The 22,764-nt window shown below is 67.5% G+C and carries 20 protein-coding genes; 12 read left to right on the top strand and 8 right to left on the bottom strand.

The window, feature by feature from the left end; translation table 11 throughout:
• Positions 1-64: 64 nt before the first annotated feature.
• The 5 genes from FFS49_RS34280 to FFS49_RS34255 all read left to right on the top strand — a co-directional run bounded on the left by FFS49_RS34280 (position 65) and on the right by FFS49_RS34255 (position 5,223).
• Positions 65-505, top strand: coding sequence for a GNAT family N-acetyltransferase (locus tag FFS49_RS34280; protein ID WP_071333321.1), 441 nt, complete (start codon positions 65-67; stop codon positions 503-505).
• A 341-nt stretch (positions 506-846) separates the two neighbouring features.
• Positions 847-1,437 carry a methyltransferase domain-containing protein gene (locus tag FFS49_RS34270; protein ID WP_071333320.1) on the top strand — a complete coding sequence of 197 codons (591 nt, stop codon included), beginning with the start codon at positions 847-849 and terminating at the stop codon, positions 1,435-1,437.
• 154 nt (positions 1,438-1,591) lie between these two features.
• Positions 1,592-3,025: an alkaline phosphatase gene (locus FFS49_RS34265; RefSeq protein ID WP_071333319.1), complete on the top strand. Its 1,434-nt coding sequence runs from the start codon at positions 1,592-1,594 to the stop codon at positions 3,023-3,025.
• Between the two features lie 32 nt (positions 3,026-3,057).
• Positions 3,058-4,449: an alkaline phosphatase gene (locus FFS49_RS34260; RefSeq protein WP_039371465.1), complete on the top strand. Its 1,392-nt coding sequence runs from the start codon at positions 3,058-3,060 to the stop codon at positions 4,447-4,449.
• 33 nt (positions 4,450-4,482) lie between these two features.
• Positions 4,483-5,223 (top strand): hypothetical protein, encoded by a 741-nt coding sequence (locus FFS49_RS34255; RefSeq protein WP_105815786.1) that lies wholly within the window; start codon positions 4,483-4,485, stop codon positions 5,221-5,223.
• 129 nt (positions 5,224-5,352) lie between these two features.
• Here the strand turns inward: FFS49_RS34255 and FFS49_RS34250 are convergent, their stop codons facing one another.
• The 3 genes from FFS49_RS34250 to FFS49_RS34240 all read right to left on the bottom strand — a co-directional run bounded on the left by FFS49_RS34250 (position 5,353) and on the right by FFS49_RS34240 (position 8,777).
• Positions 5,353-6,492, bottom strand: a complete 1,140-nt coding sequence (locus tag FFS49_RS34250; RefSeq protein WP_105815787.1) for an acyltransferase — start codon at positions 6,490-6,492, stop codon at positions 5,353-5,355.
• On the bottom strand, positions 6,489-7,298 hold the full coding sequence (blaOXA, locus tag FFS49_RS34245; RefSeq protein ID WP_105815788.1) for an OXA-1043 family class D beta-lactamase: 810 nt from the start codon (positions 7,296-7,298) through the stop codon (positions 6,489-6,491). The genes FFS49_RS34250 and blaOXA overlap by 4 nt, the downstream gene beginning before the upstream one ends.
• Positions 7,299-7,625: 327 nt before the next feature.
• Positions 7,626-8,777, bottom strand: a complete 1,152-nt coding sequence (locus tag FFS49_RS34240; RefSeq protein WP_105815789.1) for a porin — start codon at positions 8,775-8,777, stop codon at positions 7,626-7,628.
• A gap of 564 nt (positions 8,778-9,341) precedes the next feature.
• Between FFS49_RS34240 and FFS49_RS34235 the strand changes: the two genes are divergently transcribed.
• From FFS49_RS34235 to FFS49_RS34225, 3 genes are all read left to right on the top strand, one after another.
• A complete protein-coding gene (locus tag FFS49_RS34235; RefSeq protein WP_069250603.1) occupies positions 9,342-10,379 on the top strand; it encodes an ABC transporter substrate-binding protein in 1,038 nt (345 codons plus the stop codon).
• Positions 10,380-10,448: 69 nt separating this feature from the next.
• Positions 10,449-11,414, top strand: coding sequence for a proline/glycine betaine ABC transporter permease (locus tag FFS49_RS34230; protein ID WP_071333309.1), 966 nt, complete (start codon positions 10,449-10,451; stop codon positions 11,412-11,414).
• A gap of 14 nt (positions 11,415-11,428) precedes the next feature.
• Positions 11,429-12,250, top strand: a complete 822-nt coding sequence (locus FFS49_RS34225; RefSeq protein WP_105815790.1) for a betaine/proline/choline family ABC transporter ATP-binding protein — start codon at positions 11,429-11,431, stop codon at positions 12,248-12,250.
• Between the two features lie 640 nt (positions 12,251-12,890).
• Here the strand turns inward: FFS49_RS34225 and FFS49_RS34220 are convergent.
• On the bottom strand, positions 12,891-13,310 hold the full coding sequence (locus FFS49_RS34220) for a hypothetical protein (RefSeq protein ID WP_137910220.1): 420 nt from the start codon (positions 13,308-13,310) through the stop codon (positions 12,891-12,893).
• Between the two features lie 293 nt (positions 13,311-13,603).
• Here FFS49_RS34220 and FFS49_RS42205 point away from each other — a divergent pair, with 293 nt between their 5' ends.
• The 4 genes from FFS49_RS42205 (at position 13,604) to FFS49_RS34190 (ending at position 16,680) form a co-directional block, all read left to right on the top strand.
• On the top strand, positions 13,604-14,584 hold the full coding sequence (locus tag FFS49_RS42205) for a hypothetical protein (protein ID WP_171026876.1): 981 nt from the start codon (positions 13,604-13,606) through the stop codon (positions 14,582-14,584).
• 231 nt (positions 14,585-14,815) lie between these two features.
• Entirely contained in the window at positions 14,816-15,256 is a 441-nt protein-coding gene (locus tag FFS49_RS42750) for a hypothetical protein (protein WP_039369838.1), read from the top strand.
• Between the two features lie 3 nt (positions 15,257-15,259).
• Complete coding sequence (locus FFS49_RS34195) at positions 15,260-15,952, top strand: C39 family peptidase (protein WP_105815791.1); 693 nt, start codon at positions 15,260-15,262, stop codon at positions 15,950-15,952.
• A gap of 8 nt (positions 15,953-15,960) precedes the next feature.
• Complete coding sequence (locus tag FFS49_RS34190) at positions 15,961-16,680, top strand: hypothetical protein (RefSeq protein ID WP_137910222.1); 720 nt, start codon at positions 15,961-15,963, stop codon at positions 16,678-16,680.
• A 114-nt stretch (positions 16,681-16,794) separates the two neighbouring features.
• Here FFS49_RS34190 and FFS49_RS34185 read toward each other — a convergent pair whose 3' ends face one another.
• From FFS49_RS34185 to FFS49_RS34170, 4 genes are all read right to left on the bottom strand, one after another.
• Positions 16,795-18,165: an acetate kinase gene (locus FFS49_RS34185; RefSeq protein ID WP_105815806.1), complete on the bottom strand. Its 1,371-nt coding sequence runs from the start codon at positions 18,163-18,165 to the stop codon at positions 16,795-16,797.
• Between the two features lie 281 nt (positions 18,166-18,446).
• Positions 18,447-20,114, bottom strand: a complete 1,668-nt coding sequence (locus FFS49_RS34180) for a GMC family oxidoreductase N-terminal domain-containing protein (protein WP_105815793.1) — start codon at positions 20,112-20,114, stop codon at positions 18,447-18,449.
• Positions 20,115-20,129: 15 nt separating this feature from the next.
• A complete protein-coding gene (locus tag FFS49_RS34175) occupies positions 20,130-21,347 on the bottom strand; it encodes a mandelate racemase/muconate lactonizing enzyme family protein (RefSeq protein WP_039369842.1) in 1,218 nt (405 codons plus the stop codon).
• The gene (locus FFS49_RS34170; RefSeq protein ID WP_105815794.1) at positions 21,344-22,675 is read right to left on the bottom strand and encodes an MFS transporter; all 1,332 of its coding nucleotides are present in this window, start codon (positions 22,673-22,675) and stop codon (positions 21,344-21,346) included. The genes FFS49_RS34175 and FFS49_RS34170 overlap by 4 nt, the downstream gene beginning before the upstream one ends.
• Between the last annotated feature and the right edge of the window lie 89 nt (positions 22,676-22,764).

Below are 22,764 nucleotides of genomic sequence, written 5' to 3'. Positions count from 1 at the left end.
ACGCATCGACGAACGCACCGGGGTGCATTCGTCTGCGCAGCACGCATTGAACAACACCCCAAACATGGCAATCGAAATTCGCGCCTACGAGGCATCCGACCTGCACACGCTGTCGGCCATCTGGTTCGATGCGTCGCTGCTCGCGCATGCGTTTCTCGGCGAGGCGCGGCTGCGCGAGCAGCGCGCGCTGATCGAAGCGGTTTATCTGCCCAAGGCGGAAACATGGGTCGCGTGTCGGGCTGGCGAGCCGGTCGGTTTCATCGGCCTGCTCGATGGTTCGATCGGCGGCTTGTTCGTCGCGCCGGCCATGCACGGCCACGGGATCGGCCGCGCGCTGGTCGAGCATGCGCTCGCGCTCAAGGGCGCGCTCGATCTGGAGGTGTATGCCGACAATCTCGGCGCCCGCGCGTTCTATGCACGGCTCGGCTTCGACGAAATTTCGCGGCGCGACGAGGACGACGAAGGCTTGCCGTTCGCGAACATCCTGATGCGCTCGACGCGTTGAACGAGCGGTCGTGCCCACCGCCGACGATCTCGCCGCGATCGGGACCGCACTGCAGCAAATCAGGATCGTCGGCGAGCGCTATCCGGCGCATTTCCAGCAGCGCATCGACTCCTGAACGAGCGCGCACCAGCTGATCCGGCACGAATTGGTCAGGCAAATCAGGGTCAATCTTCACGTCGGCTTAAGTTTGTGTTTCCTAGAATCGATTGACCGTCGCGCATAAAGCGACGGACCGATTCGCCCAGGAGGATGCGCATGAACCCTACCCGTGTCGCCGTAGCCCCGTTCCGCGCGATCATCGGCACGCCGCCGCTGACCGCGCAAGCACCGGAGGGCCGCCGATGATGTGGCCGAACGCGTGGCGTGTCTCGGCACTGTTCGTGCGCGAGTGGGTGGGCCGTCCGGCCGCGGTGGGCGCGTTGTGCCCGAGTTCGCGGCAGCTGGCGCGCGAAATGGCCGATGCGGTGCCGGACGGCGACGGGCTGGTCGTCGAGCTCGGCGGCGGCACCGGCGCGATCACCGCGGCGTTGCTCGAACGCGGCGTCGCGCCGCGGCGGCTCGTGGTGGTCGAGCGTTCGCCGGCGTTCGTCCAGCATCTGCGGCGACGCTTTCCCGGCATCACGATCGTATCGGGCGACGCACGGCAGCTCGAGCGGCTGCTGCCGCCCGATGCGCGCGTGGACGCGATCGTGTCGTGCCTGCCGCTGCGCACGCTGCCGCGGCAGGACGTGGCGGCGATCGTCGATCAGTGCCATCGCGTGCTGTCCGCCGACGGCGTGATGATTCAGTTCACGTACGACCTGCGGCCGCCTGGCCGTCATCCGCTCGGCGATTCGGCATTTGTTGCCTGCGGCAGCCGGATCGTGTGGGCAAACATACCGCCGGCGCGCATCGTGACCGTGCGCAGCGTCACCGCCGAACACGCGGAATGACGCGGCTTCACGCGGGGCGCTCGACCGTGGCGCCTCGCTTTCAACTTTCATAATCCCTTCGCATTCTTCCAGTTACCCTTCACATTGCCGTCACATCAGGTTCCTACCATCGCCTTTCATTTCGAAAGCGTCAATGGCGGGGGGAACGGGCGACATGAATCGAATCAAACTGGCGGCGCTGCTGTGTGCAGGCGCCTTTGCACTGGCCGGATGCGGCAGCGACGACGGCCCGACCAGCACGGCGCCTGGCCCCGTGCAGGCGGCGGCGCGCAACGTGATCTTCTTCCTCGGCGACGGCATGGGGATCACGACGATGACGGCCGCGCGCATCTATGCGGTCGGTGAAGACGGCGCGCTCACGATCGACACGCTGCCCGAAACCGCGTTCGTGAAGACCTATTCCAACGATGCGCAGGTGACGGACAGCGCGCCGTCGATGTCGGCGTACATGACCGGCGTCAAGACCAACAACGAAGTGATCTCGATGACGCCCGACACGAAGGCGATCGAGCCGACCGCGAGCCTCACCGGCAACTGCGGCGCGAACAACGGCAAATCGGCGACGACGCTGCTCGAGATCGCGAAGGCGAAGGGGCTGGCTACCGGTGTCGTGACGACCACGCGCGTCACGCATGCCACGCCCGCCGCAACGTACGCACACGTGTGCCATCGCGACGCCGAGAACGACATCGCCGCGCAGCTCGTGCCGGGCGGCGCGGGCTACAACGGCGCGCTGGGCGACGGCGTCGACGTCGTGCTCGGCGGCGGCACGCAATTCTTCGTGCCGAAGGACGGCGGCGGCAAGCGCACCGACGGGCGCAACCTCGTCAACGAGCTGAAGGCGAAGGGCTATGCGGTCGCGCAGAACCGCGACGACCTGCTGGCCGCCGATGCGACGAAGGGCGGCAAGCTGGTCGGCCTGTTCTCGTCGAGCCACATGAGCTACGACCTCGATCGCGGCGCGACCAAGGAGCCGAGCCTCGCCGACATGGCGACGCGCGCGCTCGACGTGCTGCAGAAGAACCCGAACGGCTATTTCCTGATGGTCGAAGGCGGCCGGATCGACCACGCGCTGCACGACACCAACGCGAAGCGCGCGCTGCAGGACACGGTGGCGTTCGACAACGCAATCAAGGCCACGATCGACAAGGTGCGCCAGACCGATCCTGACCTGAAGAACACGCTGATCGTCGTCACGGCCGATCACGACCACACGCTGGTGCTGAACGGCTATGCGGCGCGCACCGGCAAGACCGAGGCGGGCAAGCCCGGCGTGCTCGGCGTGCTGCGCAGCTACCAGACCGGCTCGGTCGCGAAGGATGCGGACGGCGCGCCGTACACGATCATCGGCTTCGGCAACGGCGAGAACCGCGTGCAGGGCAGCCGCGCGGGCACGGCGCTCACCGACGCGGTGACGGGCGCCGACGACTATCGCCAGGAGGCGGTCGTGCGCATGGACAAGGGCAGCGAGACGCACGGCGGCACCGATGTGTTCCTGGGTGCGATCGGCCGCGGCGCGGATGCGTTCCACGGCGTGATCGAGAACAACAAGGTCTTCGAGCTGGTGCGCAACGCGGTGCAGCTTTGAGCGCCGACCACACGGGTACAGGGGAATACAGGATGTCGACCATCAAGTGCATCGCGGCGGCGCTGGCCGTCGCCGGTTTCGCATGCGGCGCGGCGCAGGCCGCCGGCCAGGCGAAGAACGTGATTTTCTTTCTCGGCGACGGCATGGGGCCGACGACCGTGACGGCGAGCCGGATCTACAAGGTCGGTGAGTCGGGACAACTGACGATGGAGAAGCTGGCCCGCACCGCGCGCGTCAAGACTTTCTCGAACGACGCGCAGACGACCGACAGCGCGCCGTCGATGGCCGCGTACATGACCGGCGTGAAGATGAACAACGAAGTGCTGTCGATGTCGTCGGACACGCGCGCGGTCGCGCCGGGCAACGACGCCAACGGCAACAAGACGGTCAACAACTGCGCGCCGGGCAACGGCCAGCCGGTCGCGACGCTGCTGGAGCTCGCGAAGGCGCGCGGCAAGGCGGTGGGCGCGATCACGACGACCGAGCTCACGCACGCGACGCCCGCCGCGACCTATTCGCACATCTGCCATCGCGATGCGCAGTACGACATCGCCGCGCAGGCCGCGCCGGGCGGCGCGGGCTACAACGCGGCGCTCGGCGACGGCGTCGACGTGCTGATGGGCGGTGGGCGCAACCACTGGACACCGTTCGATCCGGTGGCCAACAAGCGCGGCCGCGCGGACGGGCGCAACCTGCTCAACGAGATGAAGGCGAAGGGCTACACGGTCGTCGCGACCAGGGACCAGCTCGCGCAGGCCGGCAACGGCAAGCTGGTCGGCCTCTTCAGCTCGACGAGCCACCTCGAGTACGAACTCGACCGCGTCGCGGGCAAGGGCGAGGGGCCGACGCAGCCGAGCCTCGCGGAGATGACGTCGAAGGCGATCGACGTGCTGTCGAAGAATTCGAACGGCTACTTCCTGATGGTCGAAGGCGGCCGGATCGATCACGCGCTGCACGGCACCAACGCGAAGCGTGCGCTGGAGGACACGGCGGCATTCGACGAAGCGATCCGCGTCGCGCTGTCGAAGGTCGACCTGTCGAACACGCTGATCGTCGTGACGGCCGACCACGACCACACGATGACGATCAACGGCTATTCGAAGCGCGGCAACCCGATTCTCGACATCAGCCGCAACTATCGCGACGGCCAGCCGAGCAAGGACGCCGACGGCAACACCTACACGACGCTCGTGTTCGGCAACGGCGCGAACCGGCCGAACGTGCGCGCGTCGGTCGATTCGGCCACCGCGACGAACGACGCGTATCTGCAGGAAGTCGGTGTGCGGATGGGCAGCGCGGGCTCGGAGACGCACGGCGGCGGCGACGTGATGCTGTTCGCCGACGGCGCGGACGCGAAGGCGTTCAAGGGCACGATCGACAACACGAAGGTGTTCGGTCTCGTGCGCTCGGCGTTCGGTTTCTGAATCCGTTGACGGCATGAGGAACGGGAACGCCCGATGAAACGTCAGCTTCTTTGCGCGCTCGCTTGCGGGTGGGTTGCGCTGCCGGCCCTTGCAGCGGCCGATCTCGACGCGGTGCTGGTGCACGAGAGCCGCACGGTGTCGGCCGATGGCGTGACGCGCACGACGATGTATCGCGAACGGATGGTGCGGCGCGACGCGCACGTGTGGGTCGAGCGCGTGCTGCCCGTCGCGGCGGCCGGCGGTCACGGTAATGATCACGATCACGACCATGATCACGACGCGGGGGCTCGCACCGGGGTGCAGCCGGCCGCCGCCCACGCGGGCCACAAGCATTTCAACTTCCAGGCGGCCGCGCGGCACGTGACGTACGACGGCAAGACGGCCCGCATCGAGTACGTGGACACGGGGAACCGCACGGTCGTCAGCGTGCCGCCGGCCGAGTACGAAACCACGGGCTTCGACGGCTCGTGGGACAACGCGTACTACGTCACGCCGCCGTCGCAGTTGAAGCGGCTCGCGGTGGCGAAGCGCGGCGACACGCCCGGCACCCGCTGGTACGAGCAGGCGGTCGACACCCCGGGCGCGCGCGGCGTGAATCGGATCCTGTGGAGCGAGAAGCTGCAGGCGCCGCTGTCGGTCGAATTCCGGAGCGCCGACGGCCGCGTCGTGCGCAAGCTGACGCTGACCCCGGCGACGGCTGCTCGGCGCGAGACGTTGCCGTGGCAGACGCTCGCCGGTTATTCGCGCAAGGAATACGCGGATTATCTCGACTGATCGACGATGTCGACCCTTTGTACGCGGGGCTTGCGGTCAGGCCGGCCGGTATCGTCGAGCGATACGGCCGGGCCCTGGCCGATTTTTTCTTCTTCTCCCGGCGGCCCCGCAGCGATAACCGATGACGCGCTAGAAGCGCGCGCCGTCCGGCACGCGCGCTGAAGGCCGCGATGCGATCCGCTTGACGAAGCGGTCGAGCGGTGTCGCATAGCCGCGCGCGATCGCCGCGCTCAGCGCCGCCGACAACGCCAGATATGCAATCAGCAACAGCAGCTTCGTGTCGCCGTGCGTGGCCGACGGCGGCCAGAACGTGCGCAGCCCGCCGAGCACGATCAGGTGGAACAGGTACAGCTCGTAGCTGAGCTTGCCGGCGCGGCCCAGCGGCGCGAGCAGGCGGCCCTGCACGCGCTCGCCGTCGACGTGCGCGCCGATCAGCAGCACGGCCGTGCCGAGCGCCATCGCGGTGACGCCGGCGACATGGCTTTGCGCGATCGGCCACGCCAGATACAGCGTGGCCATCGCCGCCGCGACGAGCCACTGCACGAGCGGCGCGGCCAGCCGCTGCCCGTTCACGCGCTCGGCCAGCAGCGCGGTGCAGCAGCCGATCGCAATCCCGTCGAACGATGCGAAGTACGCATACAGGAACCCGCCTTCGTCGCCGGCATGCGTGAAGCGGTACACGGGCCCGATCGCGGCGATGACCACCCAGAACGCGACCAGCCGCGCATCGCGGCGCAACGCGATGCACAGCAGCGGAAACGACAGGTAGAACACCTCTTCGACCGACAGCGACCACAGCACGCCGAGCGCGTAGTTGACCCACCCGTACGCGCCGATCAGCACGTTCATCCAGAACGTCAGCGACGCGAGGTTCACCAGCCAGAACGACACGGCGATGCCCTCGGGTTCATGGTTCTGGAAGATCGGCACGCCGGCCGCCGCAAGGCCGTTGACGAGCGCGAGCAGCAGGAGCAGGCACGGGACGATGCGCGCGATACGCGACACATAGAACGCACGCACGTCGAGCGCGCCGAGGCTGCCCCAGCGGCGGCGCGCATTCGACGTGATCAGGTAGCCGGAGATCACGAAGAACATCGTCACGCCGTAGTTGCCGTTGCGCGCCACGGCATGCACCGCGTCCCAGCCGAATACGCGCGCGAGCGACGTGTCGCGCAGCGAGTACGGGATGTTGAAGTGGTGCAGCAGCACGAGCACGATCGACACGCCGCGCAGCAGGTCGATCCGCGCATTGCGCGGGCAGGTGCTCATTGCGGGCTGCCCGGTTCGGCGAGGGCCGGCAGCGTCGCCAGGAACGTATCGCGTGCGCGCAGGCCGGCGTTCGGCGTCTGCCGCTCGTCGTCCTGGATCAGGGTCGCGAACGCGACCTTGCGCGGCCCCTTCGCCGCCCAGCCGACGAACCAGCCGTACGCGCGCGACGCATCGTACTTGCGCCCCGGCGACCCGGTGCCCGTCTTGCCGTGCACGATCCAGCCGCCGGGCTGCGTGTCGATCAGCGTGATGCGCTCGGTCATGTCGTACGCGTGCGCGCTGACGGGCAGCGTCCGGTTCGCGATCTTGCGCATGAAGTCGACCTGTTCGAGCGGCGAGATGCGCAGCGACGCGTTGACCCATGCGCCCATCACGCCGTTCAGTTCGCCCGCCGGACTGGTCGCGTCCGCGTTGCCGTAGCCGAACGCGGTCGTGTACTGCTGGAAGCGCGCCTGCCCGAGCGCCTGCGTGACCTGCTGCGAGTACCAGAAGATCGACAGCTTCATCCAGCGCGCCGGATCGGTCGGCTCGCGCCACGGTGCGCCGCCCCAGTCGGGGTAGCCGGCGTGGAAGTCGAGCGTCGGCGTGTGCGCGTCCTTCAGGACGCCCGCATCGAAGCCCATCAGGCTGATGGCGACCTTGAACGTGGACGCCGGCGTGACGCGGGTCGTGCAGTCGCCCTGCTGCGCGAGCACCTGGCCGGTGGCGGCATCGGCGACGACGGTGCAGATCGGGTGGGCATCGGAAGTCGCGGCGGCCAGGAGGCCGGCGGCGAAGGTGAACAGCGCGCGGCGCCAGGGCTTCAAGTGACACTCCTCGGAGATGGGCGGCAAGCGCGCGGTGCGGGCGGATAGCGGCGTGCCGTGCGCAAGGAAGGCGGCGGCAGGCATCGGGGATCGTGGGGATGGCGGCCGTCGCGGAAGCGCACAGTGTATCGACGGATGGTCGTTCGTTGACCTGTCACGGTTGACGGGACAAGCGCACGCTTTCTACCGATGCCGGCGACATCGACCGGTCACGCGTTGCGACGAACCATGAAAAAGCCCGCCGGCAGGCTTGCGCTTGCGGGCGGGCAAAGACACCTCGGGCAGACCCGCGCGGGTGTCGCGTGAAGAACGGAGAACCGGGTTACATCAGAACTTGTGGCGCAGCGCGACGCGCACGGCCACCTGGTTCGACGTCGACGACGGCGCGTCGGTCCCGGGGATGAACGCGTTGTCGAGGATCGAGTTCGTCTTGTCGCCGGCGATGTGCTGGTACGCGGCCTGCACGTACACGTCGGTGCGCTTCGACAGGTTGTAGTCGGCCATCAGCCCGGCCGAGTGGATCTTCGGCTTCGCGTTGCCGGTCGATGCGTCGTACTTCTCGAGCGACAGCACGTACTGCGCGCCCACCATGAACGCCGGCGTGACCTGGTACGAACCATTCACCTCGAAGTTCTGGTACTTGATCGCGCTGACCGTCGCGCCCGGGGCGATGATCGCGCCCGGCGTGCCGAGGTAGCCGTTGCCGGTCGGGTTCTTGTAGTTCGAGTTCGTGTACGCGAAGCCGACCGTCGCCTGCCCGAACGTGTAGTTGATGCCCGCGCCGAACACGCGCATGCGCTCGGCGATGTAGCTCGCGTCGTTCGCGGTGATCGCGCCGGCCGAGCCGTCGCCCGGGCGGTTCGCCTGCAGGTACGCGGCGCCGATCAGCAGGCCGTTGTTCTGGTACTGCGCGCCGAAGCTGTACGCGCGGTTGTCCGAGAAGTTCGTGCTGTTGCTGAAGCTGTATGCGCCGCCGAACTGGAAGCCGCCGAAGTTCGGGCTCGCGTACTTCACCGTGTTGTCGAGGCGGAACGAGTTGTCGGTGTTGTCGTTGTCGAACGGATGCGCGAGCAGGTAGCCGCCCCAGTTGCCGTTGGCCGTGGTCGGCGCGAGATAGTCGACGACGGAGTCGTACTGGCGGCCGAACGTCAGCGTGCCGTACTGCGTCTGGCTCAGGCCGACGTACGCTTGGCGGCCGAACATGCGGCCGCCCTGGTTGAGGCGGCCGGTGTTCACGTCGAAGCCGTTCTCGAGCTGGAAGATCGCCTTCATGCCGCCGCCGAGATCCTCGCTGCCCTTCAGGCCCCAGCGGCTGCCCTGCGCGTAGCCGCTCGCCATTTCGTAGACGTGGCCGGTGCCGACGTTGTTCGTGTAGTTCAGGCCTTCGTCGATCACGCCGTACAGCGTGACGCTGCTTTGCGCGAACACGGGGGCTGCGAAGGTTGCCGTTACGGCGAGCGCCGTCAGGGTCTTTTTCATTGAGAGATCTCCGGGATATCCAGCTTGTATCGGTTGTCGTGAGCGCGTCCGGCGAGGCGCGCCCCGTCATCCGGGGCAACCCGATGCAGCGCGTGCGGCGCCAGGTCGCGCAAGGCGCGGCAACCGGCGGCGTCGGGTCGTGTCTCCTCCGATGACACCGCGCATTCTTCCCAAGCCGACAAGGAATCGAAAGCGAGTAATTTCGATGGATGGGATCGGGTTCGCCAATGGGGTCGCGACAGGCCGTTTCGACAGTCGAAACGGGTTGTGCGGCGTCGCGGTTCAACGTCGGTCCGGCAACGGCCGAGCGGGGGCGCGACATGGCCCGCGCGGGGCCGTGGCCGGACTCGGGAAATCGGCTGGAAGGCCCGTCCGGCGGGCCTGGCAGGTGTGCCGGAAGATCGATTGGCGCTGCCGATTGCAATGATCGGAATTACTCGTTTCCCTAAACAAATTGGCGGCGGAAACATGCAGGCTGACCGGACGTGGATGCGTTCACGATTCGCCGGTCGCCGCGCATGCCGCGACGCACAAACAACAGATTCGATTTGGAGACGACCCACCATGCAGATTCGACGACTGAAAACGGTCCTTCTCGCCGCCGCGGCGATCCTGTCCGCGCCTGCCGCCCACGCGGCCGGCGGCGCGTGCACCGACGGCAAGACGGTCCATTTCGCGGGCATCACATGGGAAAGCGGGTCGTTCGCGACCGAAGTGCTGCGGCAGATCATGGAGAAGGGCTACGGCTGCAAGACGGACGTCGTGCCGGGCAGCACGGCCGCCACCGAAACGGCGCTCGCGCGCAACGACCTGCAGATCTGGGCCGAGCAGTGGACGGGGCGCAGCGAGATCACCGCGAAGGCCGTCTCGTCGGGCGCCGTGAAGCTGATCGGCGACACGCTGCCGGGCGGCACGACGGAAGGCTGGTTCGTGCCCGACTACGTGGTGAAGGGCGATCCGGCGCGCAACATCAAGCCGGTCGCGCCGGGGCTCGTGTCGGTCGACGATCTGCCGAAGTACAAGCAGGTGTTCGCCGACGAGGAGGAACCGGACAAGGGCCGCTTCCTGAACTGCCCGACGGGCTGGGACTGCGAGCGCGTGAACACGCGCCTCCTGCGCGTGCTGAAGCTCGACCAGTCGTACACGAACTTCCATCCGGGCACGGGCGCGGCGCTCGACGCGGCGATCGCGTCCGCCTACCAGCGCGGCGCGCCGATCGTGTTCTATTACTGGGGCCCGGCCGCGCTGATGGCGAAATACAAGTTCACCGCGCTGAAGATGCCGGCCTATAACGAAGCATGCTGGAAGACGTTGCGCGACGAGAGCAGCACGCACCAGTGCGCGTCGTCGTACATGGTGTCGCGGCTGACGGTCGGCGTGTCGAAGCCGTTCGCCGATGCGAACCCCGATCTCGTCGGCGTATTCGGCAAGGTGCGTTTCCCGATGGACTTCCTGAACCAGACGATCCTCGAGATGACCACGAAGAAGATCGACGGCGCGGCGATGGCCACGCAGTTCCTGAAGACCCGCCAGGACATGTGGAAGCAGTGGGTGCCGGCCGACGTCGCGCAGAAGATCGCCGGCAGCCTGAAGGGCGCGTAACCTGCGCGCGGTGGCGGGCCCGCGCCCGCCGCCGCCGTCACGCGCCTTCGCGGCGCGACGGAGAATCAAATGAACGGCTTCTTCCTGCACCTGTCGATCGCCGACTGGGTGAACGGCGCGCTGGAGACGTTCGTCGCGCAATACGGCGACGGCTTCCATCACTTCAGCGTACTGGTGCTGCGCTACCTGCTCGTGCCGCTCGAAGGCGCGCTGCGCGTGGCGCCGCCGTGGCTCGTGCTGCTGGTGGTCGGCGCGATCGCGTGGAATGCGACGCGCCGCATCGGCCTCGGCGTGCTCTTCATGCTGCTGCTCTACGCGATCGGCTGCTTCGGCCTGTGGGACAAGCTGATGCAGACGCTCGCGCTGATGCTCGTCTCGACGGTGCTGTCGGTCGCGATCGGCGTGCCGGTCGGCATCCTCGCATCGCGTAGCGCGTGGCTGCGCCGGATGCTGCTGCCCGTGCTCGACGTGATGCAGACGCTGCCGAGCTTCGTGTACCTGATCCCGGTGCTGATGCTGTTCGGCCTCGGCAAGGTGCCCGCGATCCTCGCGACGATCATCTACGCGCTGCCGCCGCTGATCCGCCTGACCGATCTCGGCATCCGCCAGGTCGATCCGGACGTGACTGAAGCCGCGCGCGCGTTCGGCACGACGCGCTGGCAACTGCTCGTGAACGTGCAGTTGCCGCTCGCGCGGCCGAGCATCATGGCCGGCATCAACCAGACGACGATGATGGCGCTGTCGATGGTCGTGATCGCGTCGATGATCGGCTCGCGCGGGCTCGGCGAGGACGTGCTCGCGGGCATCCAGACGCTCGACGTCGGCAAGGGCACGCAGGCCGGCCTCGCGATCGTGATCCTTGCGATCGTGATCGACCGGATCAGCCAGGGCTTCGGCCAGGAACGCCGCGCCCGGCGGCGGCTCGCGCAGCAGCGCCGGCAGAAGGGTGCGTCGCGCGTGCCGTACCGGCTGCCGCGCAAGGCGCAGTCGGCGGGCGTCGATTCGAATCAGGCGACGCAGTCGTCGCGGGCTTAGGAACGGAGACAGACATGGCGACCATCGACGTCAAACACGTGTACAAGCTGTTCGGGCCGCAGGCTGCGCATGCACGCGTGCTCGACCTGCTGCGCTCGGGCAAGCGCAAGGCCGACGTGCTGGCCGAAACGGGCTGCAACGTCGGGCTCAACGACGTGAGCCTCGGCATCGAGTCGGGCGAGATCTTCGTGATCATGGGGCTGTCGGGTTCCGGGAAATCGACGCTCGTGCGGCATTTCAACCGGCTGATCGAGCCGACGGCCGGCGAGATCGTGATCGACGGCAGCGACGTGATCAAGCTCGACGCGCACGGGCTGCGCGAGCTGCGCCGCTTTAAGGTCAGCATGGTGTTCCAGAACTTCGGGCTGCTGCCGCACCAGACCGTGCTCGACAACGCCGCGTATGCGCTGCGCACGCGCGGCGAGAAGCGGCACGATGCGGCCGAGGCCGCGCGCAACTGGCTGACGAAGGTCGGGCTCGACGGCTATGGCGATCACTATCCGGACGAGTTGTCGGGCGGGATGCGGCAGCGTGTCGGGCTGGCGCGCGCGCTGGCGGCCGATACCGACGTGCTGCTGATGGACGAGGCGTTTTCCGCGCTCGATCCGCTGATCCGTACCGAGATGCAGGATCAGTTGCTCGAGCTGCAGGCGACGCTCGCGAAGACGATCGTGTTCATCACGCACGATCTCGACGAAGCGCTGCGGATCGGTGACCGGATCGCGATTTTGCGCGACGGCACGCTCGTGCAGGTCGGGACGCCCGACGATATCCTGTCGCGGCCGGCGGATGATTATGTCCGGCGGTTCGTGGAGAAGCGGTCGAGCGTGAACTGACGAGGCCGCACGGGCGGGAAGCCGGGGAGGACGTATGAAGAAAGGCACGCCGCGACGGGTGGCGTGTTTTTTTCGGCGCGACGGCGATGACACGTGATCGTCCACGAAAAAACCGCCGCGAGCCTCGCGGACACGCGGCGGTTTCGTCACACTCATCGAGCGCAGATCCGTAATCAGTAGTCCAACAGAACCGGCACCAACCGGAATTTCGGCTCCATTGCGGCGGCCGCATGGTCGCGGAATGAGCGACGCCCGCGATGCGGCAGGATGGTGCGGCTTCAGCGGCGAGCCTGATCGCATCGCCGGGGCCGAACCCGACTTCGAGCGCCCGCTCACCTTCGCCGATCGCGAGCAGCGACAGCGTCCACACATTTTCCGCCCGGTTGTAGCGGCGAATGATGCTGCTGAAGAGCCACCCGGCGAGGCCGCGTGGCAGGCCGGGTTGCCCGAGATGAGCGGTTATCGCGTTCTCCTTCCGCGATCGGCGGCGACATCCTGTCTCGTCCGGCGGACGAGTAGCGAGAAGGTTCTACGTCGCCATTCCATCGCGTCCGCCGGCCGAAATCCTCGTACCTGTCGATCACCCGATCCGCGCGTGCCGGCGCTCGCCGCGGACGGGCGCCGAAGAAAAAGCGACCTATCACATTCGAAACATTTCCGAATGGCGCTTTATCCGGGTTTTTAACGCCTTGCCGGAACGAATTCGCGCGCGCCCCTGGCGGTGCGCGGGTTTGCGATCGAGCTCGAATATCCGGCGCGGCAGACATGCCTGAATCCGCCCCGACGGCAATCTCAAAAATGAAACATGGCGCATTTGCCGTGCCCGCGCTGGCCTGATCGGCAAGCCCTTGAATGCAAACGGGAAAGGCCTCTGCGCATCGCGGACGCCACGGTATCGTGCCGATCGGCACGTTTCAGCGTTGAAACATGAATCGCGTGCCGGCGTCGCGCGGGGCAGGCCATGTCGCGTGAAAAATCCCACGGTCTCTTTGTATTCGGGCCGCTCGGAGGCGTGGCATCGCCGATGCGTGATGTCGTCCGGATTGGTGCGGTCGGCCAAGCCGTTCCTCGTTACTTCAGGAGGATTTCATGCGTAAGACTTTATTGGCGTCCGCTGCGCTTCTCGCCCTGGGATGCAGCGGCTACGCGATGGCGAATCCATGCAGTAGCAATGCCAGTTCGACGTGCAGCCAGACAGCGGATGACGGATCGAACACGCTCAGCAACGCGGTCAGCTCAAGCCAGACCAGCACCACCGGGTCCAATGCAAATGAAGTCTCGCCTGGCGCGAGCGTCTATCAGGATTCCTACAACAGCACCAAGATCGTCGCAATCAGCAAACTCGACGGGTACGTGAGCAATGTCCAGGTCTGGGGCATCGGCAACAACGCGACCAATTCGGGCAGCGCGGCCGGCGGAAGCGGTGGCAAGGGCGGCAACGGCTACGGCTACGGCGGCGCGGGCGGTAACGGCGGCAGCGGCGGCGCGGGCGGCGGCGGCGGGAAAGGCGGCAGCGCGCATAACGGCAGCGCCACGGCCGGCAACGCAAGCAACGGCAGCGCGACGGCCGGCACCGGCAACGGCGGCGGCGGCGGAACCGGCGGTTCGCCTGACGCCAGCGGCGGGACCGGCGGCAATGCCACGGCGAGCGGCGGCTATGGCTCCGGCAAGGGCGGCGGCGCCATCGCGGCTTCGGTCGGCGTAGGCGGCTCCGGCACGGGCGCCGGCACAGGCTGGGGCGGCGGCACGGGCACGGCCGGTGCAGGTTCCGCGTGGGCCAGGAATCATGGCAGCGGAAGCGCGTCGGCATCGGCCGGCAGCGGCACCGGTACGGGCACGGGCACCGGCAGCGGTTCGGGTAGCGGCACGGGTGGCGCAGGGTCGGCGGGTACGTCGACGGCTTCGGGCGGATCGGGCTCGGGTACCGGCGGCAGCGGTGCGGCCGCGGGCGGCACCGGCGGCGCGGCGACGGCCGCGGCGGGCAACGGTGGAGCCGGCGGCGCGGGCACGGGCGGCGGCGCGACGAACGGTGGCGCGACGACGACGGCCAGCAACGGCGGCGCTACCGCGGGTAGCGGCGCGGTGGGCGCGATGGGCGGCGCGGGCGGCGCAGGCGGCACGGGCAACGGCGGCGTCGGTAACGGCGCGGTCGGCGGCGCGGGTGGCGCAGGCGGAGCCAATACGGTCAATGCGGGGACATTCAACATGTCCAACGCAATGGCGAGCGTTGGCCAGACCGCGGCGGGCATCATGGTCGCCAACCAGAACAGCGGCATGGCGTCGCTCGTCCAGCAGGCCGTGACCGTGCAGGCGAACCTGTCGGTAGGACGTTAGAACGGCCGGTTGGTCCCGGCGAGCCGGATGCGTCGACGCGGGCGCAGGCGAACCCGCGGCTCGCATTCCATCGCCAAGGGACTGGCGCGCCGGCAAGGGCGGGATGGCCGAATGGCCGTCTCGCTCTCGTCGGCGCAGGCCGGGCCGATTTACGTCGATCGACGATCACGCGGATTCCGCTCCCCGTGCGGCCGGTTCGTGCCGGCTCGCGCAGGGACCAAGGAGACAGCCATGCGAATCCGAACGGCACTTTCGCAGGTGATATTGCCCGCAGCGCTGCTGCCGGGCCTGACGGCCCATGCCATGGCTGACGAGGCGCGAACCGTTGCGGTGGAGTCGGCCGCCGGCGTTGCGCCGGGCGCTGCCCCTTCCCCACCCGCCGCACGTGCGGATCAGGCCGATCCGGCCGCGGCCGCGCAAGCGGCCAGCTTCGGCGTCGCGATGACGCCCGACCAGCTCGACGAGCATCGGGGCGGCGACGCGCTGATCGGCCAGAACTATCTGACCGGCACGGTGGCCGACAACGTCGCGAACCGGGTGTCGACCGGCTCGAATTCGATCACCGACGGCTCGTTCGCCAATGCGAGCGGTCTGCCGACGGTCATCCAGAATACCGGCGCGAACGTGCTGATTCAGAACGCGACGGTGCTCAACGTGCGCTTCGGGAATTGAGCGATGAGACAGCTTGCCGCCGCGAGCATCGTGGCGCTCGCGTACGCGCTATCCGGGCCGCCTGCATCGGCGGACGAGATGACGGTCGTCGATCCGGCGGGCGCCGGTTATGCGATGCACGTCACGAGTCTCAAGGAAGCGCGATTCAAGCGCACCGTCAAGCAGCAGTACGATTTCAGCTGCGGGTCGGCCGCCGTCGCGACGCTGCTGAATTATCAGTATGACTATCCGATGACCGAGCAGACCGCCTTCGCCCAGATGTGGGAGAACGGCAATCAGGAGAAGATCCGCCAGCAGGGCTTCTCGCTGCTCGACATCCGTCGTTTTCTCGAAGCGCACGGCTTCGTCGCGGACGGCTTCGAGTTGCCGTTGCAGACGCTTGCCAGGACGCACACGCCGGCGATCGTGTTGATCACCGAGCACGGCTATCACCATTTCGTGGTCGTGAAGGGGCTGCGTGACGGGCGTGTGCTCGTCGGCGATCCGGCCACCGGCACGCGGCCGATGTCGCTGGCGAGTTTCGAGCAGATGTGGGAAGACCATGTGATTTTCGTGATCCACAACCGGCCCGAGCGGGCGGTGTTCAACGATCCGCGTGACTGGCGCGTCGCGCCCAGCGCGCCGCTCTACACCGGCATCGCCCGCGACGGCCTGTACAACGTCGTGATGCCGAAGCACGGCCCGAGCGACTATTGAGGATCGTCATGAGATCCGAGACCAGGAGGATCGCCGGCATCGCCGCGATGGTGTGCGGCGGGGCGACGTCCGTGAGTGCGGCGGCGCTGCAGGACGGCGCGCCGACCGCGATTGTCGAGCCTGTCGCGCAGGCGAGCAGCGTCGTGCCGGCAGCTGCCGCGAACGCGGGCGTCGATACGGCGCCTGCAGAGTCGGGGGCCGAGGGCACGCCGATCCTGCGTGCCGGGCCGCTCGCGATGGCGGCGTGCGCGGCCGCCGGGCCGCCGGCCTCCGAGCCGGAGCCGGGCGGCGCGCCACGACGAAACTGGGCGGCAACCGGCGCGATCGCGCTCAGCGACACGCGCCTCGATGCGATGCGCGGCGGCTTCGACATGCCGAGCGGCCTGAAGATTTCGTTCGGCGTGTCGCGTGTCGCGTTCGTGGACGGCACGCTGGTCACGACGACCAGCTTCAACATCCCGGACATCAGTCATATCACCGCGCAACAGGCGCAGGCGCTGGCGGCCGCGAACGCGGGCGCGTTGATCCAGGTGGGCGCCGGCAACGCCGCGCAGCCCGCCGCGCTGCCGGCGCTGACCGGCGCGGTGATCCAGAACACGTTGAACAACCAGCAGATCCAGGCGCTGACGACGATCAACACGACCGTCAACACACTGGCGACGTTCAAGAACCTGAACGTGATGTCGACGCTGAACAATGCGCTGCTCGGCGCGTTGCCGGGACGATGAGGATCGGTGAGCGGTCGATGACCGGCGGATGAGCGGGTAATGGCACGCGGGTGCCGGCGTGCGTCGTGCAGCCCGCTGCGGCGCATGTCGGCGCATGTCGGCGCATGTCGGCGATCAGAATGCAATCGGCACGCGCAGCGTCATGACCACGTCCGGCGTGTCGCGCGTGAGGCCGGCGCCGATCGAAAGATTCAGCGTGGTCTTCGGCGACAGCCGGTACGAGTAGCCGACGAGCAGTGAACCGAGGATCACGCGCACCGAGCTTGGAATCGTCTGGCCGTTCTGTTTCGTGGGCAGCACGATGCTTTGGTCGTAGCCGAGGCTCACCGATGCTTTCTCGTTCAGCGCGAGGCCCATGCCGATGTTGAAACCCCAGATGTCGCCGGGCTGCAATTTTCCGATGAAATCCTTCTGCCCGTCGCGAATCGTGAGGCTGAGATTGTCGCGGCTGAAGCTGTGCAGATAGCTCAAGTTGCCGAAGAACACCACCGGGTCGGACGGAAAGAGCCAGGTGAGGCCCGGCTGGATCGCGTAGAAGCCCGAGCCCGTCGGCTGCTCGAGCGGCAGGCCGGTGCCGGTGGCATTGCCGACGCAGCGCGTGACGCAGTCGGTGACGACGTCGAACGGGCTCTTGCCGGTGGCGGTCTTGAAGCGCAGCCAGCCGATGTAATAGAACTTGTCGGGGCCGCCGGTATTGAACTGGTAGCGCAGCGTCATTTCGACGTCGCCGAGGCCTTTGCCGTGGCTGTTGAACGCGTTGTCCTGGGCGGAACCGGTGAAGATCTCGCGGCTGATCGTGTCGTTCGTCGAGTACACGTAGGGGACGCGGACTTCGACTTCCATCCGGTTGGTGATCCCGTAGCGCACCGCGACCGCGCCGGTCAGCGTGGTCGTCTTGACTTCCCGCACGTCGACCAGGCCGATCAGCAGCGCGGGGATGATCGTGTAGCCGACGAGTGCGACGCGGTTCGACGACGAATAGTTGAACTGGAACGACGGCTCGACGACGAACTTGTGCTTCGGCGTCAGCACGCCGGGCTGATCGAAGATCGGCGCGACGGGCGGCGGGGCGGTTTCCGCCACCGGCGCCTGGCCGATCGGCTGGCTCGGCGGCGCGGCGGGCCCGGCCGCCGATTGCACGTTGCCGGCCGTGCCGGGTGCGCCGCCCGGGGCGCCGGTATCGGCCGACGGCGCCGCGTCGCCGGAGCCGCCGGCATCGCCGGGGCCGGTACCCGCGCCGCGTCGGGACGCGAGTTCGCGGTCGTCCAGCGCCCGGCTCAGGCGCGAAAGATGGGCTTCTTCATCGGCCAGTTTGCGCTTGAGCGCGCTCAGTTCCTGCAGATGACGATCGACTTCGTGACGCAGCGCGGAAATGTTCTCCTGGGTCGACTGGGCGTCCAGCGACTGCGCCTGCGCCTGGGCCTGAAAGAGCAGCACGCTTGCATACGTGATGGCACGGATGCAGCGAAATGGCATGCGTTTCACGGCGCGTCTCCCCCATCGGGCCTGCGGTTCCCCCCCGGGGCACACCGCCGGCAGGCCGGCGCGTGCGTTGCCCTGGATCGCTTCGCTTCGCGTCACGCTGCGCGTTTGCCGAACGCGCATCACGTCGCACGCGAGCCACCCGTTTCTCGGGGACTTTCGTCAGAACCGAATGCACGTTTCGAGCCTGTGCACACGGGCCGCGGGCGCGTTCATGGCAGTGTTTTCCCGTGTGCCGGCGGGCGGTGTCCCGATCGGACGATGCAGGAGGGGGCGGCGGCGCGTCAGTGCGGGACGGTTTCGCGGGTGGGCGTCGGCGCGCCGGCGGTTTCCGTGCGTTGCGCGTCGGCCAGAATCAGGTCCGCGCCTTTCTCCGCGACCATCATCGTCGGCGCGTTGATGTTGCCCGACGTGATGTTCGGGAACACCGACGCATCGACGATCCGCAGCGCCTGCAGCCCGTGCACGCGCAGCGACGCATCGACCACCGACGTCGCCGCGTCCGGCCCCATCGCGCACGAGCCGCACAGGTGGTAGATCGAACCCGACTGCTCGCGGAAATACTGCAGCATGGCTTCGTCGGAATCGACCTGCGGCCCCGGCGAGATCTCCTCGACGGTCATCGACTTCAGCGCCGGCGCACGCATCAGCGCACGGATCACCTTGCTGCCCTGCACGGCTTCGTCGAGATCCTTTTGCGTGGTCAGCGCGTTGATGTGGATCTTCGCGGCATCTTCCGCGCGGTTCGACGCGATCTCGATCGTGCCGCGGCTCGTCGGCCGGCACGGGTTGAACGCGATCAGGAAACCAGAATAAGGCTCGGGCTTGATGCTTGCGCGGTCGCTCTTCGGGATCCGGTACGACAACGGGTTGAAGTAGAGCTGGATGTTCGGCTCCGGCGTTGCGTCCGTGCCGCGGAAGAAGCCGCCCGCCTGGTTCACGCTCATCGCGAGCGGGCCGCGCTTGGTCAGCAGGTAGCGCAAGCCGATCTTCATCTTGCCGATGAGCGTCCCCATCTCGTCGTTCAGCGTCGGCCGGTTCGCCTTGAAGTAGAAGCTCACGCACAGGTGGTCCTGCAGGTTGCGGCCGACGGCCGGCAGCGCGTGCACGAGCGGTACGCGCCGGCGCGCGAGCAGCGACGGATCGCCGACGCCCGACAGTTGCAGCAGCTTCGGCGTATCGACCGCGCCGGCCGAGAGGATCACCTCGCGCGTGGCCACGAGCGTTTCGTCGCCGTGCTCGCCCGCGACCACCACGCCGGTCGCACGCGTGCCGTCGAACGTCACGCGCCGCACGAGCACGCCCGAGCGCAGCGTGAGGTTCGAACGGCCCAGCGCGGGACGCAGGTACGCGAAGCTGCTCGAGCAACGTTCGCCGTGCTTCGTGTTCAGGTCGTAGATGCCGGCACCTTCGAACTGCGCGCCGTTGAAATCGTCGGTGCGCGGCAGGTTCAGCTGGCCGCAGCCCTTCAGGAACTCGTGGACGATCGGATGCACGTCGGCCTTCATCGACGTGATGTGGATCGGGCCGGTCGAGCCATGATGTTGCGGATCGGTCACGCCTGCCGCGTGGGTTTCGAGCTTGCGGAAATACGGCAGCACGTCGTCGTACGCCCAGCCCGGGTTGCCGGCGTTCGCCCAGTCGTCGTAGTCGCTGCGCTGGCCGCGCACGTAGACCATCGCGTTGATCGAGCCCGACCCGCCGACCACCTTGCCGCGCGGGCAGTACAGCTTGCGCTCGGCGAGCTGCGCCTCGGGCTCGCTGTAGTACATCCAGTTGTAGCGGCGGTTGTAGTAGGTCTTCGTGAAGCCGACCGGCACCTTGAACCAGAACGACGCGTCGCGTTCGCCCGCTTCGAGCAGCAGCACCGAGTGCCGGCCCGATTCGCTCAGGCGGTTCGCGAGGATGCAGCCGGCCGAGCCCGCGCCGACGATGATGTAGTCGTAGCTCATGTGTGTCCTTTGCGCTCAGCCCTTCGCGGGGGCGAGATCCTTTACGTCGACGGGGTGTTCGCCCATCTGCAGGTGAAGCCGTTCGCCCGTGTACGGCGTATGGCGCTTCACGACGTCCATGTCGAGCTCGATGCCGAGGCCCGGTTCGTTCGACGGGATGATGTAGCCGTCTTCCCAGCGGATCGGCGTCTTCACGACTTCCGCGTGGAAACCGCCCCACGTCATGATGCTTTCCTGGATCAGGAAGTTCGGCGTGCACGTCGCGAGCTGGATGCTCGCGGCCGCGCCCACGGGGCCGTTGTACAGGTGCGGCGCGATCTGCGCGTAGTGCACTTCGGCGAGCGTCGCGATCTTCTTCGCTTCGAGCAGGCCGCCCACGCGCGCGACGTTCAATTGCAGGATCGACGCGCCGCCCGCCTGCAGCAGCTTGTGGAATTCGTACTTGGTCGTCAGGCGCTCGCCGGTCGCGATCGGAATCGACGTGTGCTTCGCGACTTGCGCGATCGCTTCTTCCTGGCCGGGAGGCACCGGCTCCTCGAACCACAGCGGGTCGTATTTCTCGAGCCGCTTCGCGAGCCGGATCGCCGACGACGGCACCATCTGGCCGTGCGTGCCGAACAGCAGGTCGGCCTTGCTGCCGACGGCTTCGCGCACGCGGCGGCAGAACAGTTCGCAACGGTCGAGCACTTCGAGCGACAACTGGTGGCCCGAGTAAGCCGTATACGGGCCGGCCGGGTCGAACTTGACGGCCGTGAAGCCGAGCTTCACGTTCTCGGCCGCGCATTCGGCCGCGAGATCGGGATCGTCGTAGTCGTATTCGCCCTTCGCGTTCTTCGGGTACAGGTACGTGTACGAGCGCAGCCGCTCGTGGATCCTGCCGCCGAGCAGTTCGTACACGGGCTTGGCCGCAGCCTTGCCGATGATGTCCCAGCACGCCATCTCGAGGCCGCTGACGACACCCATCATCGTGAGATCGGGCCGCTGCGTGAAGCCGCTCGAATACGCCTGGCGGAACAGCCGTTCGACGTGATGCGGGTCGCGGTTCAGCAGATGGCGTTCGAACACGTCGTCGATGATCGGCGCCATCGCCTTCGGGCCGAACGTCGCCGAATAGATCTCGCCGACGCCTTCGATGCCGTCGTCCGTCTTCAGCTTCACGAAGATCCAGTACATCCCGCCGACATGCGGCGGCGGCACGGCGACGATATGGGTTTCGAGCGAGACGATCTTCATGCGGACTCCTGGATGCGGTTGAGGCGGTACTTGAGGAATGCGGCGGCGCCTGCGCCGCAGAGCGCGATGGCCGCGATATAGCCGAAATAGAGCTGGTAGCCGTGCGCGCCCGGCCAGGCCTGCGTCACGTAGCCGTTGATCAGCGGCACGAACACGTCGGGCGAATAGCCGAGCACCGAGATCAGGCCGATCGCGAGGCCCGCGCAATGGGTCGGCACCTTGCAGTCGTCGAGCAGTGACCAGTACAGGCCGCGGATCGCGTAGGTGAGGATGCCGATGAACAGCACGAGCACGACGAGCATCGCCTGCGGGCTGTGCGGCGGGGCTGCGATCAGCCCGACCAGCGACAGCGCGGCGAGCACCAGCGCCCAGAACAGCACGGACACCTTCGATACGCGGTCGCCGAGGAAGCCGCCGCCGATGCCGCCGACGGGGCGCATCCACAGCTTGAGCGTCGTGATGAAGCCGGCCGCCGTCGCGGTCAGTCCGAAATTGCCTTCGTGCAGGTACGCGGAGAAGCTGTAGGTCGCCCAGAACACCTGGTAGCCGCAGAACACGATTGCCGCGACGAGCCACAGTTCGGGAATGGCCGCGAGCGTCTTCAGGTCGGCCAGCACGCTGCCCTTGGTGCGCTTCGCGGCCGCTGCACGGTCGCCGGTGTTCGACGGATCCTTCACCAGCGCGAGCAGCACGCCGAGCGCGATGCAGAAGAACGCGTACAGGTGGACGACGAGCCTGAAGCCGGCCGCATCGGTGCCGCCGCGCGCCTGTGTCACGTACGCGAACAGCGTGATGGCGATCGTCGCGAGCAGCGCCTCGACGAGGCCGCGGCCGCCGTCGAGCAGGCCGAAGAAGCGGCCCTGTTCGTCGGGGCCGGCGATCATGTTCACGCGCTTGATCACGGCGGCCCAGAACGTGAGGCCGGTGGTCAGCCCCCAGCCGCCGAAGATCAGCACCAGCATGTCGAACGACGGCCCGGTCGCGTAGACGAGCCCGAGCGCGCCCGTCGCGAGCAGCGAGAAGCAGATCAGCCAGCGCGGCGACAGGCGGTCGGCCAGCCAGCCACTCGGCAGATAGCTGACGAGAAAGATCGTGCCGAGCGACGAATACAGGTAGCCGAGCTGAACGTCGTCGATATGGAAGAACTGCAGCATCGTCGGCTGGTACACCTGCCGCAGATACAGCATCGGGTAGATCGCGCCCGCGGCGATCACGAGCAGCAGCAGTTGCAGGTAGCGTTGCGCGCGGGCATGCTGCGACGCGTGTGCGTCGAGCGCTTCGTTTTGCAACGCGAGCGACGCGGTGGGTGTCGACGGTTGGGTCGGCATGATGTCTTCCTCCATCAGGCGCCCGTGATACGGAGGCCTGCAGATTTTTTATGTTCGGGTTGGGTCAGGGGCGGCGCGCGCGGCGTGGT

Source organism: Burkholderia sp. 4NA327C6, from assembly GCF_005502655.1.
GTDB lineage: Bacteria > Pseudomonadota > Gammaproteobacteria > Burkholderiales > Burkholderiaceae > Burkholderia > Burkholderia contaminans.
The sequence above is the reverse complement of the archived record's forward strand: the minus strand, read 5'-3'. Positions and strand labels throughout refer to the sequence as shown.